General features: G+C 33.7%; 15 protein-coding genes. 6 read left to right on the forward strand and 9 right to left on the reverse strand.

Going from position 1 to position 16,612, the window contains the following annotated elements:
- Positions 1-478: 478 nt before the first annotated feature.
- On the reverse strand, positions 479-1,003 hold the full coding sequence (locus tag J7E16_RS10070) for a GNAT family N-acetyltransferase (RefSeq protein WP_214891382.1): 525 nt from the start codon (positions 1,001-1,003) through the stop codon (positions 479-481).
- A gap of 325 nt (positions 1,004-1,328) precedes the next feature.
- Between J7E16_RS10070 and J7E16_RS10075 the strand changes: the two genes are divergently transcribed.
- The gene (locus J7E16_RS10075) at positions 1,329-1,883 is read left to right on the forward strand and encodes a hypothetical protein (protein ID WP_214891384.1); all 555 of its coding nucleotides are present in this window, start codon (positions 1,329-1,331) and stop codon (positions 1,881-1,883) included.
- Positions 1,884-2,269: 386 nt separating this feature from the next.
- Here J7E16_RS10075 and J7E16_RS10080 read toward each other — a convergent pair whose 3' ends face one another.
- From J7E16_RS10080 to J7E16_RS10090, 3 genes are all read right to left on the reverse strand, one after another.
- Positions 2,270-2,782 (reverse strand): HD domain-containing protein, encoded by a 513-nt coding sequence (locus J7E16_RS10080; protein WP_353049888.1) that lies wholly within the window; start codon positions 2,780-2,782, stop codon positions 2,270-2,272.
- A gap of 151 nt (positions 2,783-2,933) precedes the next feature.
- The gene (locus J7E16_RS10085) at positions 2,934-3,698 is read right to left on the reverse strand and encodes a TrmH family RNA methyltransferase (protein WP_214891388.1); all 765 of its coding nucleotides are present in this window, start codon (positions 3,696-3,698) and stop codon (positions 2,934-2,936) included.
- Positions 3,699-3,840: 142 nt separating this feature from the next.
- On the reverse strand, positions 3,841-5,178 hold the full coding sequence (locus J7E16_RS10090) for a murein hydrolase activator EnvC family protein (RefSeq protein WP_214891390.1): 1,338 nt from the start codon (positions 5,176-5,178) through the stop codon (positions 3,841-3,843).
- 637 nt (positions 5,179-5,815) lie between these two features.
- Between J7E16_RS10090 and J7E16_RS10095 the strand changes: the two genes are divergently transcribed.
- Positions 5,816-6,667 carry a DUF6920 family protein gene (locus J7E16_RS10095; RefSeq protein WP_214891392.1) on the forward strand — a complete coding sequence of 284 codons (852 nt, stop codon included), beginning with the start codon at positions 5,816-5,818 and terminating at the stop codon, positions 6,665-6,667.
- A 196-nt stretch (positions 6,668-6,863) separates the two neighbouring features.
- Here J7E16_RS10095 and J7E16_RS10100 read toward each other — a convergent pair whose 3' ends face one another.
- Together J7E16_RS10100 and J7E16_RS10105 are read right to left on the reverse strand one after the other, a co-directional pair.
- Positions 6,864-7,805, reverse strand: coding sequence for an NADP-dependent oxidoreductase (locus J7E16_RS10100; RefSeq protein ID WP_214891394.1), 942 nt, complete (start codon positions 7,803-7,805; stop codon positions 6,864-6,866).
- Between the two features lie 152 nt (positions 7,806-7,957).
- The gene (locus J7E16_RS10105; protein ID WP_214891396.1) at positions 7,958-8,815 is read right to left on the reverse strand and encodes a pyridoxamine kinase; all 858 of its coding nucleotides are present in this window, start codon (positions 8,813-8,815) and stop codon (positions 7,958-7,960) included.
- A 165-nt stretch (positions 8,816-8,980) separates the two neighbouring features.
- Between J7E16_RS10105 and J7E16_RS10110 the strand changes: the two genes are divergently transcribed.
- The 3 genes from J7E16_RS10110 (at position 8,981) to J7E16_RS10120 (ending at position 12,019) form a co-directional block, all read left to right on the forward strand.
- Complete coding sequence (locus J7E16_RS10110; RefSeq protein WP_034547775.1) at positions 8,981-9,463, forward strand: ECF transporter S component; 483 nt, start codon at positions 8,981-8,983, stop codon at positions 9,461-9,463.
- Between the two features lie 221 nt (positions 9,464-9,684).
- The gene (locus J7E16_RS10115; protein ID WP_214891398.1) at positions 9,685-10,500 is read left to right on the forward strand and encodes an aldo/keto reductase; all 816 of its coding nucleotides are present in this window, start codon (positions 9,685-9,687) and stop codon (positions 10,498-10,500) included.
- A 298-nt stretch (positions 10,501-10,798) separates the two neighbouring features.
- Positions 10,799-12,019 carry an MFS transporter gene (locus J7E16_RS10120; protein WP_214891400.1) on the forward strand — a complete coding sequence of 407 codons (1,221 nt, stop codon included), beginning with the start codon at positions 10,799-10,801 and terminating at the stop codon, positions 12,017-12,019.
- 109 nt (positions 12,020-12,128) lie between these two features.
- Here J7E16_RS10120 and J7E16_RS10125 read toward each other — a convergent pair whose 3' ends face one another.
- Together J7E16_RS10125 and J7E16_RS10130 are read right to left on the reverse strand one after the other, a co-directional pair.
- A complete protein-coding gene (locus J7E16_RS10125; protein ID WP_214891402.1) occupies positions 12,129-12,515 on the reverse strand; it encodes a general stress protein in 387 nt (128 codons plus the stop codon).
- Between the two features lie 110 nt (positions 12,516-12,625).
- Positions 12,626-13,090, reverse strand: a complete 465-nt coding sequence (locus J7E16_RS10130) for an LURP-one-related/scramblase family protein (protein ID WP_214891404.1) — start codon at positions 13,088-13,090, stop codon at positions 12,626-12,628.
- Between the two features lie 208 nt (positions 13,091-13,298).
- Here J7E16_RS10130 and rpoN point away from each other — a divergent pair, with 208 nt between their 5' ends.
- Positions 13,299-14,648 (forward strand): RNA polymerase factor sigma-54, encoded by a 1,350-nt coding sequence (gene rpoN / locus J7E16_RS10135; protein ID WP_214891406.1) that lies wholly within the window; start codon positions 13,299-13,301, stop codon positions 14,646-14,648.
- A 50-nt stretch (positions 14,649-14,698) separates the two neighbouring features.
- Here the strand turns inward: rpoN and J7E16_RS10140 are convergent, their stop codons facing one another.
- Complete coding sequence (locus tag J7E16_RS10140; RefSeq protein ID WP_214891408.1) at positions 14,699-16,498, reverse strand: DUF4153 domain-containing protein; 1,800 nt, start codon at positions 16,496-16,498, stop codon at positions 14,699-14,701.
- Positions 16,499-16,612 lie beyond the last annotated feature (114 nt).

Raw genomic sequence — 16,612 nt, forward strand, 5'->3', positions numbered from 1 at the left:
ATTTTGTTACTGTTGACTTAGCACTGCTAAGTCACCCTCACATTTATTTCATCTTACTTTGTTTAGTTTTCAAAGGTCTAAAGCGTGTTGTTTGTTTGTGACAACTTATATATAATATCATGTCATAAACTGTCTGTCAACAACTTTTTTAATTTTTGTTTCTCGCTTTGTCGGTTTGTTTCAACCTGTCTCAGCGACATGTATTAATATAACAGGGATTCAGAGTATCGTCAATGTTTTTTTTACAAAAAAAACACATTTCTATTAACCACAAACATTAATTCGTTGTTTCTAAACTCTCGACTCTTTTTTTAAGTAAACACGAACTAATTAAGTCTTTTCTCATTGAATCATCCGCTAGGTCTAAAGAATATTTATTCAATTAAATAAAAATCTATTCATAATTTAAAGTTCAATTAAAAAAAAGTAGAATCAAACCCTTTTCAAGCCTATCTGATTTTACTTTTTATTAATTTTTTTAGTTGATTCTCAATCCATAATACAAATGATCGTGTAACACTCCGTTAAATTCAGCAATTTTCGGCATTCTTCCCCATTGTTTAAAACCAAATTTCCCAAGAATGTATTCACTTGCTCCGTTGCCTTCTACAATCATTGCAATAACGTTTTGATAACCAATCTCTTTAGCTTGCTGTAACGCATAATCAACTAACTTTGATCCAATACCACGATTCCGGTAATCACCATTTACATAGTAACTAATTTCAGCGACCTGATCTACCGCTCTTCTTCCTACTCGGTATCCACTTAAATGACTATATCCAGCAACCTTTCCATCAACTTCATAAACAAACAGCGGATATTTTTCTATTTGATGAGAATCAAACCATGATTTTCTTTCTTCTATCATAAACGGATCAAGATCACAGGTGATTCCTCCTGTAAGTATTGCCTTATTATAGATATCTACCATTTCTGGCAAGTCTACTAAACTTGCTTCTCTAATAAGTGCTTTTTGCTTGGTAAAAGTTACCTCTATCATTTAAGCTTCCTCCAATCCTATCTAAAAATTCATTTTATTGTGGCATTTATTGAACCGTTTACATTGCTATCTCACTAGCTTAAGAAGACATAAATTATCTCTTACAACTTATACGGCAAGAATTATTATATACTTTGAGTTATGCTTCGACAATCTTTTTTTTGAAAATTTTATGTATTGTTTGTGTGTCTTAAAAAATAGTCTTTCTATTACTTTAACGAATGCGTTTCTTTGCATGTTGAAAGGTATCTTTGCTTTACAATTTTATTTACATTCACTAAACTTACAGTATCTAAATAACGAAATTTTTGGAGGTGAAAACGAGATGCAACGAATCTTATTTTGGATTTTCACTAGCTCATTATTGTTTCTAGGCTATTTCTTTTATGATGTCATCACAATGCAAGGGCCTATTAACGATGCCATTGAAAAGCCTAGCAGTGAAGTCATTATTGAAGAGGGGGATGCTTACCTTAATGAAATAAAAGAACTTATTGGCGATCCTTTAGACTTCACATCTGGAGCTCCTACAAAAGCTGGTAGTAACATAGAACAAAGTCAAAGTGCTTTAATCCAACAATCAACCATTGTCACCTACCAAGTTACTAATGATGCTCTTTCCAAAAAAATCATCAATACTGCTAATACTAATCAGACTGAATTTGCTAGAAATACGATTGCTTATAATCAACTATGGGACACCTTTAGGACTATCATTCCGAAAGATTTACGCACAAACATTTATTCTTTCTCCGTTTTCTCAGATGGAGCTAACATTCTTTTAGGCTACGTTGAACCGTTAGACTACAATGGAGATACTTGGCAACTTGGCGTTGACTTTGTGGATAGCACTGATAAAAATACTTTTATTACACTTTAATTCATGAATATGGCCAACTTCTAACTTTAAATAATAAGCAAATGGTCAGCAATTACGATTGGAAAACCTCTAGTCAAAAAGAAACTACTTACTCTTCTTTCTATAGAGAAAGCACTCCTGATTCGTATATGAATTTATATTATGAAGAATTTTGGATTGATTATTACAAAGAGTGGCAACACCTCAATGTCCAATCAGATTCAGAAGCTCAACAAGCCTTTTACCTTGAACATCCTGAAGAAGATATTGCTGAATCATGGATTTTTTTTTATTCTTTCTCCTAAACAAAGTAATGATACTATTGCACAAAAAAAGACTAAGCCTTAGTTAAGGTTTAGTCTTTTTATTTTTAACTTGAAATTCTCTATTACAATTAATCTATATTTTTATTGAGCTGTAGCCGGTTTTAAACGTGCCCAAGCATTTTTTACCGATGTTTTCATTTTACTAGTCAAAGGAACAGTTACTTCTTTTACCGCACAATATTTATCAACAAATGTCACAATATAACTTTCTTTATACTTGGGTAAAGCTACTGTAGCTAACCACATATGTTTAATAATAATATCGCATTCTAGTTCACTTAACTCAGTTAATTTCTTGGCATTTTCACAAGCCATTCGAGGATGGACATAAGCATGAGAGCCTTCTTCAAATTTCGTTATTCTCCAGTCATAATAAAATAAATCATGAAGCAATCCTGCGCGAGCTATTGCTCTAACATCCAATCCACGTTTTTTGGCAATACCATAACTGATATAAGATACACTAATTGAATGTTCTAACCTTGTGGTAAAATAATGTTGTGTATAGTCATTTAGCTTTTTCACTTCTTCAAATTCCAACAAATCTTCAACAAGAGCAATGTATTCTAAATCTTGCTTCCACTTTGGTTCGATCATTACATGACTTCCTTCGCTTTAATATTTATATTTTTTTCTAGCTGGTTCCAATTTTACATTGTATGGCCTTTTTTTCAAAGACGAAAAGCTTAAACTTAAAGAAATATTAGGAAAACTCATTTTTTTAGACACAACTTTTCACCACAAGTTATTCTATTTTTGTTAACCAGAACATAACTATTCCAGCCGCTACTGCAACATTTAGAGACTCCGCTTGTCCAACAATTGGAATGTAAAGATTTTTAGTAGTTCGTTTTAATAATTCATCAGACATACCATTTCCTTCATTCCCCATGACTAATCCATAAACAGATTGCGGTTCAATAGACCGATAAGAAACAGCTTCTTCATTTAATTCCGTTCCATAAACTGGAAAGCCATTTTTAAAGAATAAGTCAAACCATTCATTTAAATCGCCTTGATAAATAGGCAAGTGAAAATGACTGCCTTGCATAGACCGCAAGACTTTACTATTGTAAAGATCTACAGACCCTTTTCCTAAAACCACTCCGCCAAAACCAGCAGCATCTGCTGTGCGAACCATCGTTCCAACGTTTCCTGGATCTTGAACATTATCGAGTAATAAAAATGGTTTATCTAAGATTGGTTCATTGATTAGTTCTGCTTTTTGGACAACCGCAAAAACACCTTGGGAAGTTTCTGTTTCACTTAAGAGTTTTGCAATCTCATTAGAAATTTCGACTTGTTTTTCTTCATCAAATTGCGGAATATCTTCAAATGCAATTTCTTCACTTATCATCATTTCCAAAATTATTGCATGATTTTTTAAAGCTTCTTCTATTAAATGGAAACCTTCTATCAAATAGACCCCTGCCTTTTGGCGCCCTTTTTTAGTTTGCAGCTTTCTCCAATTTTTTACGCGTTCATTTTTTGTGGATAAAATTACTTCCATTTGTGATCCTCCGCTCGTTTCTTCTACTTCTTATTCATTCTACTAAAAAAGTCCGCTCTTTTAAAGAGCGGACTTCAGCTGTTTCTATTTTTAAATTTATAAGTTACTGTACTTAGATCAATTTTTTATAGAACCATTTTTCTTATAGATAACTTGCAGGGTCAACACGCGAACCATTTACATAGATTTCAAAGTGTAAATGGACTCCTGTGGAAGAACCAGTTGTACCCATTGTTCCAATTTGTTGACCTTGAGAAACCTGTTGTCCAGAAGAAACGAGTAAGCTTCCTGCCACCATATGCGCATAAAGTGATTGAACGCCGTTTCCATGATCGATTTTTACATAATAACCCCAAGAGCTGCTGTAACCAGCAAAAATAATTTTTCCGCTTTGGGCTGCAACGATTGGACCACCGCCACCAAAATCAGTTCCACCATGTAATTTATTTACACCTGTAATCGGGTGAATACGGTAGCCATAAGAAGAAGTAGTATATCCTGCGCTTGGATTAATAAAACCTGAACTATTTGCAGAAGCTGAACTACTTGACGGTGCAGAAGTGACTGTTGAAGTGCTGGACTTGCTCGTTTGTTTAACTTCTACAGCTTTTGCTGCAGCCGCAGCTTCTGCTTTTGCAGCTTTAACTTCCGCTTCTGCTTCTGCTTTTTTAGCAGCTGCTTGCGCTTTTTCTTCTGCTACAATAATGCGTTGACGCTCTTCTTGTAATTCACTAGATAAGACACTTGTTTGAGTAGCAACAACGGCTTGTTCTTTTACAAATTGTTTTTTCTCAGACTCTGTCATATCATATTTAGTTGCTACTTGAATGATTTTATCGTCTAATTCTGCTTTTTGAGCAACTAGGTTACTTTTATTCACTTCGATTTTAGCTTTTAGTGATACAATAGCTACTTTTTCTTTCTGAGCAGCCTGTTCATTTTTTTCTACTTCTTTTTTATCATTCTCTTGTTGTATTACGATATCTTTATTTGCAGAAACTAATTGATTTACCACACCAACGCGGCCAATCAAATCGGATAAGCTGTCTGCAGCCAACACTAGCTCAACCATATTAGATGTACTTCCATCTGTTTGAACAGTTCTTGCTTGGTGCTCTAATTTTTCTTCACGTCTAGCAATTAGGTCTTTCAGTTTTTTGATCTCAGCTTTTAATTTCTCGATTTTAGTTTCTGAATCAGCTAATTTTTGTTCTTGTGCTTTTAATTCTAAAACGACTGCATCAATATCTGTTTGTAATTTTTCAACTTCTGATTCAAGATTTGCTTTTTCAGCTTCTAGATTATTTAGTGTATTTTCTTGTGATTGGATTTTTGAATTTAAGTCGGCTGATTTATTTTCTAATTCAGCTTTTTGGTTCTCAAGTTCTTCAACGCTCGCTGCTTCTGCAGCAGTTGGCATTACGATAGGACTGGCAAATAATAGAGTTGCGATAATTCCAGTCATCATTTTCTTTTTCAAAGCATACCCTCCGTGGTTTTTTATACCTTCTTATTTTTCTCACATTCGTTATTATAGCATAGAAAATTCACTAAAATGATGCTAATTACTTAACAAAGCTGCCTACTTTATTACATTTTCATTGCTGCAAACGGTTACATATTGTTTTTAATTTAAGAAACGATTGTTTTGCATATTTAGCCATATTTTGTACATATTTAACACCCTATCTAAACATGCGCCGTTCTTGACTATTATTTTTTATTCAAAGGTACTGGTAAATAAATAAATATGGTTCATCCCCATTACTTGTAACCAATCCAAAAATGGTTTAACTTGAAATTTCAGTGGTATGATAGCTTCATAAACTTATGAATGGAGAATTTTCACGTACTTTTCTTTCAAATAAACTAAGTATTATTAAAATATTTTGTACTACTGAATCATCCAACCAACTTATGGTTCCCAAGTTAACTTTTGGTAAAATAAAACACCATTCAATTAAGAAAGAATACTATTTAATAGATAACTTTATCAAAATAGTAAAATAATTCTGTTGACTAGTATTATTAGGTATTTAGACGTCTTTAAAGAATTCGATGGAAGATATCGTAAAAAGCAGAAATAAACATAATTCAGATTTTTTAGGAGGGTTAATATGTCAATAATAATTCGTGTGTTAATCAGTATTATTGTACTTTTTATTTTATTTATAGTTGGCTCATTTATGGGAAACCGTCTATTTAATAGAAGTGTAGAAAATGAAATTAAAGAGCTATTTAGCAGGACAAAAACCAAGAGTACTATTGTAACTAAGACAAATATAGAAGCGCTGCCAAAAAATGTTCAAAAGTGGCTTGAATATTCTAGAATTGTTGGAAAGGAGAACATAATGGCGGTTCGCTTAAAACAAAAAGCAGCTATGAGATTAGGTACTGATAAACAATGGATGTCTGTTCAAGCGGAACAATATTTCACTACAGAGGAGCCTGGATTTATCTGGAAAGCAAGTATTAAAGCTGCTCCCTTAATTCATATTGCAGGAAGAGATAAATATTATGACGGAAAAGGAAGCATGCTTATTAAACTCCTTTCATTATTCACTGTTGCCAATTCCAAAGGGAAAGAAATCAATCAGGGTACCTTATTAAGATACCTTGCTGAAATGGTATGGTTTCCTACTGCAGCTTTAAATGAATATGTAACTTGGGATCAAGACGATGGTGATACTACTAAGGCAACCATGACCTACAAAGGTATAACTGCCTCCGGGGTATTCTCGTTTAATGATAAGGGTGAGGTTATTAAATTTGACGCTGAAAGGTATGGAGAATTTAATAAAGAGTTTAGATTAGAAATGTGGTCAATTACTTTATGTGATTATAAAAAACTTGATGGAATACTTATTCCTTCAAGTGGCAATGTCTCTTGGAAATTAAAATCAGGAACTTTTAATTGGTTTAATTTTGAAATTACCGAAATTGAATATAACAAACCATTACCTTATTAGTACAATATTAAGATTTTGGAACTGAAAACTGCTCTCAAGATTGAACTAGCCCTCATGAAAGAGGCTCCCAGTAAATAGTCATCTAACTTAGAAAAACTTTGCATAAATATTTCTATACTTTCAAAAAAAAGCAGCGACTGAATAATACAGTCGCTGCTTTGCCTTCTATAAATTAGCATTATTTTAATAGAATTCCTTACTCTCCTACTTTTATAACGATTTTACCTACCGCATGATGGGTCTCGCTCATTGCGTGAGCATCGTAAATGCCTTTTTCACTCAATGGATAAGTGGCTCCGATAATTGATTTCACTTTTCCTTGTTCCATCAAGTTAGCCAATTTTGTCAATTGTTTGCCATTCGGTTCTAACCAGATATTATGAAATGCAACATCTGCGGTCTCGATCAACTCTTTGTCTGCTTCCGCAACGATGGAAATAACTCTCCCAGTATGAGGTTTAACAACTTTAAAACTATTTTTTAATACTTCTCCACCCATAGTATCAAAAATAACATCTACATCATTTAAAATTTCGGTGAAGTCTTCATTTTTGTAGTCAATAAATTGATCGACACCTAAACTCAGCAATAAATCGCGATTTTTTTCACTTGCTGTAGAGATAACAAAAGCACCTTTACTCTTTGCTAATTGTATCGCGTATGTCCCTACACCGCCAGAACCAGCATGAATCAAGATTTTTTCTCCTGCGGCCAATTTTCCATAATCAAATAATGCTTGCCAAGCAGTCAATCCAGCTAAGGGAACAGCCGCTGCTTCTTCAAATGAAATAGTTTCAGGAATATAAGCTAATAAGTTATCATCTACTGCTGTATATTCAGCGTAAGTTCCAAAACGTGTTGTCTCTGGACGTGCAAATACGCGATCTCCAACTTTCCAATCGGTTACTTCACTGCCTACTTCAGCAATTTCTCCTGCAACATCCCATCCTAAGATGATGGGAAATTCCCATGGCATCATTTCTTTCAAGTATCCTTCACGTAGTTTCCAGTCAATAGGATTGATTGAAGTTGCTCTTTCCTTTACAATAACTTGATGTGCTTTAGCTATTGGCATTGGTACTTCTGTTTCTTTCAACTTTTCTTTTCCACCATATTCTTCTATAATAACAGCTCTCATTTTGCTTTCCTCCAAGTACATATTAGTTATTTCAAGACAATTCCTCTTACTAATAAGAAGTATAACTAAACTACTAACAAATTGCTATTAATTTGACTAAACTAAAAAATAAAAAACAACCAAAAGCTGTAAATTTTGGTTGTTTGCATAAATTAGAGTGTTTCTTTTTTTAATTCTTCCATTAGATACATCAAATCTTTCTCAAAAGCTATCCCATATAGAGGATCGATTTGATCATCAATTGTTCGTTTAACTACTTTTGAAATATAGTTTACAGCTACTTCATTAGCTCTTCTCAAACTCTGTTGTTGAAATAAGAATCCAGCTATTACGCTTGTAAACAAATCTCCTACCCCATCAAAATGTCCTGGATGAACCTGCGAAAAAGCATAACAAATTTCTAAGCTTCCTTTGGTAATAAAAGCAGTCCCTACTTGTTTGTCAGTTCCGGTCACGCCAGATAACACAATACTTTGCTTATTCTGTTTGTTTAGTTTGCTGATGATTGGATCAATTGTTTTTTTAGTATGGGGCTTTTTAGGATAAGTTGTTCCCGTTAACAAACAGGCTTCCGTTACATTCGGAATCAACACGTCTGCAAATTGGCATAATTCACGCATTGCTTTAACATGTTCCGAAGAAAAACCTGGATATAAGTTTCCGTGATCGCCCATCACTGGATCTAACACAATCAGAGCTTCTTCAGTTGTAAACTGAGTAATGATATTTTTCATCAATCTAATTTGTTCTACAGAGCTTAAATAGCCAATGACGATCCCGTCAAATTTTATTCCTAGAGAGCTCCAATGGTTTAAGATAACTGGAATCTCAGCACTTAAATCTAAAAAAGTGTATCCTTCAAAGCCTTTACCGGTATGTGTTGACAAGAGTGCTGTAGGCAAAATACTTACCCAATTTTCTAAACAACTTAAAATCGGCACTGCCACATTCATTGAAATCCGGCAGCTTGTTGAAATATCTTGAATCACTAAAATTCTAGGCTGTTTCATCTTTTTCTCCTCTTCTACTTGGTTCATATCTCTGTCTAGTCTAGCATATTTCACATTATAGAATCGGTTCTTTTTTATTATTTTTTAAATTCGAAAAAAAAATCATGACATTGTCCCTAAAAAAAGATAAGATAACTTTATGCATATATATAAAGGATGAGGATCATGCAAAAAATCAGCACTAAAAAAATTGTAACAATTGCTCTATTCATGGCTATGACTATAGTAATGACGATCGTCATTCGTATTCCGACCTTTCGCGGCTATATTAATTTAGGAGATATGGTTTTGTTGTTTGCAGCCCTTTTTTTAGGAAAAAAAGCCGGCTTTCTTGTTGGCGGATTAGGAAGCGCTCTTGCTGATATTATAGTTGGTTATGCTTTTTATGCTCCTATCACATTTGTAGTAAAAGGGCTCCAAGGATATATTTGTGGTTGGATTTTTCAAAAAACAGGTTATCATAAGCCTCTTTTAGCTACTATTCCGGCTGGTCTTTTTATGGCTTTTGGTTATTTTGTGGCTGAAAGCTTCATGTATGGTTTAGCTGGAGCAGCAATTTCGATTCCAGGAAATTTACTTCAAGGAATTGTTGGAGCCTTAGGTGCTGTTTTATTGGAAAAGAGTGTCGGTACAAAAATAAAGTATTAATTGTAGCTGGAGAAGTGTTAGTGATGAGTATCCATCACTAACACTTCTTTTGATTTACTGGCTTTAAAATTGATATTTAAAAAGAACAAACGATTGCTTTATTTTTCTTATCGATAATGTATTTTAAAAAACAGAAAACGTATACAACATTATTTTACTTACCTTCTGAAAAAGCTTACAATAGAAAAGTAACATCTTTAAAAATGAGGAGGAAATAATTTATGATGAAAGAAAAAACTTTTGTGTTTCACAATGGCGTTGAGCTTCCAAATATCGGATTTGGTACGTGGCAGATCCCAAATGAGGAAGCTTACGCTGCAGTAACGATGGCCCTTAAGAATGGTTACACTCATATTGATACAGCATTAGCTTACAAAAATGAAGAAAACGTTGGAAAAGCTATCAAAGACTTCGATTTGCCACGTGAAGAAATTTTTATCACAAGCAAATTACCCGCTCAAATTAAAGGTTACGATGAAACTTTAGAAGCTTTCAATACAACCATTACAAATTTAGGAGTAGATTACTTAGACCTTTATCTTATCCATGCTCCATGGCCTTGGGATGCAATAGGCACCGACCATACTGAAGGCAATATTCAATCTTGGAAAGCAATGGAAAAATTATATAATGACGGGAAAATTCGTGCGATTGGGGTTTCAAACTTTACTGAATCTGATATTCAAGCTCTTATTGACGCTTGTGATATCGTACCCATGGTTAATCAAATTCCTTTCTATGTTGGACATGATCAAGAAGACCTTCTTACTTTTTGTGAAAAACACAATATTGTAGTAGAAGCATACTCACCACTAGCAACAGGTCAAACATTGAATAGTCCAGAGATCAAAGAAATGGCTAAAAAATATGGCGTAACCCCTGCACAATTATGTATTCGTTACTGCTTAGAACGTAAAACCTTGCCACTTCCAAAATCAACCCACGAAGAGAGAATCATCGAAAACAGCCAATTAGATTTCACCATCTCTCCAGAAGATGTGGAAAAATTAAATGCTGTAGAAGACGTACGTAAATAAGTTTATAATCGCATTTCTTTAGAGGTACTGCTGAAATTTTGCAGTGCTTTTTTTATACAAAACAAATGAAAAGAAGCTAGATCTCCTCTATTCATTATTTTTTCTAAATTTTATATTCTTATATTCTTAAAATTATGCTACTCTATTTTTAAGAAGCTCATTTGAAAGACTATTTTAGACTTGTTAGTTCGTGTTCTGCACTTCTATCGTTTCAAATAAGCAAATAAACTAAAAATTAGATAAGGACACTGAGTAGATAAACTATCAGCTGGTTCCATTACTTTATAAGGAGATCGTTATGCTATCATCTTTTTCAAAAAACATTCAAACAACCTTAGTCACCTCTTTTTTTAGCAGTTTAGTTTATGCTTGTACCATTCCTTACCTAATTATTTACTTGGCCGGTCTATTCAGCCCAGAAATGCTTGGAATATTGGTTATGATAAATGTCGTCTCCTCATTTTTAGCTGGGATCATTGGCGGCTATTTAGCTGATAATTTTCAACGCAAAAAAATTCTAATGATCTTCCAAAATTTATATGGAGTATCCTTGTTTGTTGTTGCTTTGAATTTTACGGGTATTCTGTCTCATCATTTTTGGCTTATCGGTGGTTATCTTATTTGTGGTATCACTTATAATTTATATTACTCTGCCTTTGATGCCGTCCTACTTGATTCAACTGTTCCTGCTGAACGAAAAAAAGTCTATCAGCTTGAATATTGGTCCTTTAATTTATCCATGGCTTTAGGTGCTTCTATAGCCGGTTTCTTGTTTAAGTATTATCTTGTCTATCTATTTTTTGGAGCAGCACTTCTACAATTTGCAGTTTCTGCTTTTCTACAAAAAAATCTCAGCTATAAAAACTCAGTTTCCCACACTAAAGGGAAAACTATTTTCCATGATTTGTTTACCAATTACTACATCGCCGCCAAAGATAAGCGTTGGGTTATTTTGATCTTAGGTATCGCTCTTTATAGTGCTGCTGAATTTTCTTTACAAAACTATACCGGTATTCGCTTATCAAAAGAGTTTGAACCCATCACTCTTTTCTCTGTAAATATTGATGGAGTAAGAATGTTAAGTATTCTGCAAGTAATCAACACTATCATGGTTGTCTTTTTCACTTTTATTGTTTCAAGAATAACAGAGAAAAAAACGGAGCGTACCGTTATTATTGTGGGCCTACTTATTTATATTAGTGGGTACGGATTGATGGCTTCTGCAAATAGTATTTATCTTTTGATTCCTTTAACGATTTTAGCAACCTTTGGAGAGTTAGCTTCGGCCCCTATTCTAACGGCACGACAAGTTGATTTGATTCCTGAAGATAAGCAAGCTTCTTATTTAAGTTTTGGCTCTCTTTCTTTTCAAATCTCTCAACTGATAGCAGCTATTGGTTTAACTTTAGGTGGCTATCTTACGGCTGGTTTGATTAGCGGTTATATCATCATTCTAGGAGTTGCTGGTATTTATTTTGTTGTTTCAAGCTTATACGATGCCAAAAAGTCGACCTATTGAGTTTTCTTACTAAATAAGTAAAAACGATAAAAAGCTTATAAACCGATTCAATCAGTCTATAAGCCTTTTATCGTTTTTAATATAAATTTTTGTTTTAGCACCATCTATTCTATTCGGATCCATCTAAGCCAGTTCTTTTTCGTTCTATATTGACCATAACAATAATATTTCCATTTGCTATATCTTTTTGGTAAGCGTACAGAGGGTCATCGTCAGTGCTTGTAAACACCCTATCATCATAATCATCCGTAGAAAAAGTTTCTTTGATTCTTTCCCAAATCGACTGATGGTCTGTCCTATTTCCCTTAGCTGCTTCACCGGTAATAGCCTCATCAGTAGTTACTTCTACATCTGTAGTATTAGAAATCAAATTTCTAGCTTCTGCGCTACAAATTAATGTAATATCTTGTTTTTGGTAGCCTTTTCCTTGTAATTCTTTGACTGCTTCTACTGCCTCTTGCGACTTTGCATAGCTTCCAACAACTTGTCTTTTCATTCTTTCCCCTCCTCGTATTTACCATCTGTAAAAGACAGTTATATTATTATTGTAAGGTCTATGAAATCGATACTCAAACGATAGACCTTACAAATAAAGCTAAATTTTTTTCAATCTAATTGTAAGCCCCAAATTGCAATAACGATACCTAAAGTTAATAAGGCATCTTTTTCTTCCTTGATATCTAATACATAGGAATCTCTATAAGAAAACCATTTCTTTTTGAAAGAAGCAATTTCGTTGAATCCTGCTTTGATTTCATAATCCTCTTCCTCAACATCTCCTTTAATTTTCCAGTTTACTTTTTCAATTTCATAATCCGGTGCAACTAAATTTTTTATTTGTTTTACTGCAGCAATCTTTTCACCATTTTGATAAATATTGTATTTAGGGGAAAAGCCTATTTTTTTCTCTTCAATTGACAGGATCTCTTCCTCATTATGATCATAAATATGCACCTTATCCCCTATTGAGATCTGTTCATTTTTAATTTTATAAACCAGTTCATTTTGCTCATCTTGTACAATAAACTGATCTCGCCATGAAAATCGTTTTTCTTTAATATATAGCTTCATTATCGAAACACTTACTTTCGTTTTATTGAATAGGCTTCACTTTAATTATAATCATCCAATTAACTGTTAGCTACTCCTAAGCTAATTGTGAACATTTTTCCACACTATTTTATTTCGATTTTTTCTTTCTTTTAGATTATTCTCATTTAAAGTTTGATATGCTATGATGAACATATCAAATCTTATTGCTAATAGAGGTGAAACCATTTTGAAATTCGAACAAAATTACACTCAATTACAAAAACAGCAATTAACTATGACGCCCCAATTGCAACAGGCCATTCAAATGCTGCAATACAACCGTAAAGATTTAGTTGATTTTTTAAAACAGAAGTCCTTAGAAAATCCTCTCATTTCTATTTCAGTTAAATCAACACCAAAAACCCAAGGAACTTTACCACAAAAATACAACAGCAATCAATCCAGAACAGATCAATCAACTAATGGTTCTATATGGGATACACTAGCAGTGATTTCGACTACTTCTCTTTATTCCGCAGTTATCGATCAAATCCATTTATCTTTCAGAGAAACTACCTTACGTGATTTAATCATTTGGCTAGCTCAATACCTTGATAATAATGGCTATTTAACTCTTTCGTTGGAGGATGCCATCACTCGAACGAAAGCTGACCCACTTCAGTTACTCGATGCATTGACTCTTTTACAACAGTTAGAACCTGCTGGTGTAGGCGCTAGAAATTTGCAAGAATGCTTGATGCTTCAAACAGAACGAAATGATGAGGCCCCGGATCTTGCATATCTGATCCTTGAAGAAGAATTTGAAGCTTTTGCTAATCGGAAATGGGACCACATTGCAAAGCGTTATGCTATATCATTACATGATGTTCAAGAAGTTTCTGATTTTATTAAAACTCTCACACCTCATCCTGGAGCACTTTTTTCAAATGCTCCTACTCAATACATTCGCCCGGATCTATCTGTTAAGATAACCGATGATCAAAAAATTATAGTGAGTTCTGTTAAATCAGGTCTTCCAGTTATCGTTTTCCAAAAAGATTATTATGAGGAATTAAGCGTTATCAAGGATAAAGAAGTAGCTATATTTATAAAAGAAAAGCAATCTGAATATGAGTGGCTAAAAAACACCCTTATCCAACGGGAAGATACCATTCTTAAAATCGGTATTGCCATTGTACATGCACAAAAAGCTTTCTTTTTATCCGAGGATCATCCTATTCAATCCTTGATCCTTAAAACCATTGCTGAAGAGTTGGATATTCATGAATCGACAGTAAGCCGCGCCATCAATGGGAAATACATTACAACTGAATTTGGTCTATTTGAATTAAAGCACTTCTTTACAAATGCTTTGGTTACAACTTCTATCGAAGGTAATGGTTCCATTTCTTCTAACCAAATAAAGAAAAAAATCGAACTATTTATTCAAGAAGAAGATTCTAAGAAACCATTGTCAGATCAAAAACTTGTGGATCTCTTAAAGAAAGCTGGCATTGAAATATCTCGAAGGACTGTGACAAAATACCGTGAGGCTCTTTTTATTGCCAGCTCTCCAAAACGAAAGCGATTTGACTAAAAAAAGCATGGAATTTATCCAATAGAGGATAGATTCTATGCTTTTTAATTTTATTTAATATCAATAAATAAATAAAACTCGCTATTGTACTTGTTATTATAAAAATCAATTGACCTAAACACTATTTTCATTTCGGCTCGTTCATTTTCGGTTATTACAGTTGCTTCTTCTACAGTCAGTGTAGTTTCAGTTTGTGTAGTTGCAGCGATTTTGTCCATCGTCTCTTGAAGATCAATACTCAAAATCACGTTGTTATTTTCATCAGTTAAAATAAGATTCGTTTGCTCATCTTCCATCCCTGAACCAATTGTATACGATGAACCTTCAACCTTGAAACCAAGTGCTGAGATTTCACTTGAATCATAGTAAGAGTACGTAACCATTTTATCGTAACCTTCGATTGAAATTAGTTGATTTTGATTCCAATCCAACATTGCGTGATAAGAGTCTTGAGGTAACTGATTGCCCACAAAATCGATTCCATCATATATAGGTTTGAAACCGACCACCTCTTCAAATTGATAGTTCAATTCCTGTTCGTAAGTTTCTAGAAATGCTATATTTTTACTATAGTCCATGTTGGTTAAATAATGAATCGTTTGGCTGATTATGATTTTATCTTCTTTAGGAATATCAGCATTAGGAATGATGCTATTTCCTTCTAGCATTTGATTTTTTTCAAGTGTTTCCTTTAGTAAGTTAGTCTGTGATACTCGACTAACTGTAAAAGCATCTACTGGAGGTATTAAGGAAATCGTAGAAAGTACGATCAGCACAACCGCGACCCACCCATTCTTTCTTATAGGTAAGATACTAAAAATCAATCCTGCAATAACTGCGAATAATCCAAATAAAATGACGTAGTAGCGGCCATGTGTCAGTCCTGTTTCTTGGATCTTCAAAACGGATGAAATAGTTTGAAATAAAACGATTGGAACCAATACTTTTGGAAAAATTTTTCTGAAGAGAACAGCTGATTTAGTCTCTATGTTGCTCGCTAAAAGATACACGACAATGACGGTGATCGAATAAGAAACCAACATCGGCTCTAATAAATTATTTGTCCAAAAATCACCTGTGATATTCTGTAAAAGGTAAATTAATAAGATAATCGTGAAAATTGCTGTTAACGGGATAATGATATATGAAATCAATAGTTCAAGTACTTTAGGAACAGAAATGTCTTCTTTTATTTGTTCCTGCTTAGCGGTGATTTTTTCAGGCGTTAGAGTGGATTCGTCTTTTTTGCTCACATACAATGGGGTATAGGATAGGAAAAAAATAGGTGAAAAAAGTGAACCAATTAAATTAAAGCTATGCAGATTTACTTTTCCATCTACTGAGAACAATAATTGATCAACAGCTACAATAATCAAACTAATACCTGCGAATAAAACCATCGTAAACAACAAGGTTATAAACAACGCCTTAAAGGCAGAAAGATAACTCTGATTAAATGTGACCGTATTTTTTATAGTGGGGATCCACATAAACGCAATCGTGAGTATAAAGATAATAATGCCTGTTTTAACATACATTTCAAGATCATAATCAGATGATGTTCCAATAGTATAATAGTATAAAACAGTCAAAAGAAGTGTCCCGACCATCAACACTATCCGTTGATACGTCTTTTCAAAGAAACGTTCATACAGGTGTTGAGCCACCACACTTAAAAATACACCAACAATAAAGCTATACAAATATCTCGTGTAATCATCGGTTTCTTGTTGAATCAAATAAGCATTGAGCCCGGCAATAGCTACTAAAAATATGACAGTGAGCGGATAGCGTCTGATTGCTTGAATAAGTCCTTGAAATTTGTCCTGTATTATCTGTACTAATTTCATGATTGACCCTCCTTTTCAAAAAAAGTCTTTAACCTAGCTTAATTCTTACTTACTCTTATTATGGAGCCATGTTCAATCTTCTGTCAACAATTAGCTATGCTTTTTAAATATAAA

The sequence above is a fragment of the Carnobacterium sp. ISL-102 genome (assembly GCF_018612935.1).
Classification (GTDB): domain Bacteria; phylum Bacillota; class Bacilli; order Lactobacillales; family Carnobacteriaceae; genus Carnobacterium_B; species Carnobacterium_B alterfunditum.

Coding starts and splice junctions, on each gene's coding strand:
- J7E16_RS10070 (WP_214891382.1), bottom strand. CDS start 1,003: ATGATAGAGGTAACTTTTACCAAGCAAAAAGCACTTATTAGAGAAGCA.
- J7E16_RS10130 (WP_214891404.1), bottom strand. CDS start 13,090: ATGAAGCTATATATTAAAGAAAAACGATTTTCATGGCGAGATCAGTTT.
- J7E16_RS10140 (WP_214891408.1), bottom strand. CDS start 16,498: ATGAAATTAGTACAGATAATACAGGACAAATTTCAAGGACTTATTCAA.
- J7E16_RS10100 (WP_214891394.1), bottom strand. CDS start 7,805: ATGAGAGCTGTTATTATAGAAGAATATGGTGGAAAAGAAAAGTTGAAA.
- J7E16_RS10075 (WP_214891384.1), top strand. CDS start 1,329: ATGCAACGAATCTTATTTTGGATTTTCACTAGCTCATTATTGTTTCTA.
- J7E16_RS10120 (WP_214891400.1), top strand. CDS start 10,799: ATGCTATCATCTTTTTCAAAAAACATTCAAACAACCTTAGTCACCTCT.
- J7E16_RS10125 (WP_214891402.1), bottom strand. CDS start 12,515: ATGAAAAGACAAGTTGTTGGAAGCTATGCAAAGTCGCAAGAGGCAGTA.
- J7E16_RS10085 (WP_214891388.1), bottom strand. CDS start 3,698: ATGGAAGTAATTTTATCCACAAAAAATGAACGCGTAAAAAATTGGAGA.
- J7E16_RS10095 (WP_214891392.1), top strand. CDS start 5,816: ATGTCAATAATAATTCGTGTGTTAATCAGTATTATTGTACTTTTTATT.
- J7E16_RS10115 (WP_214891398.1), top strand. CDS start 9,685: ATGATGAAAGAAAAAACTTTTGTGTTTCACAATGGCGTTGAGCTTCCA.
- J7E16_RS10105 (WP_214891396.1), bottom strand. CDS start 8,815: ATGAAACAGCCTAGAATTTTAGTGATTCAAGATATTTCAACAAGCTGC.
- J7E16_RS10110 (WP_034547775.1), top strand. CDS start 8,981: ATGCAAAAAATCAGCACTAAAAAAATTGTAACAATTGCTCTATTCATG.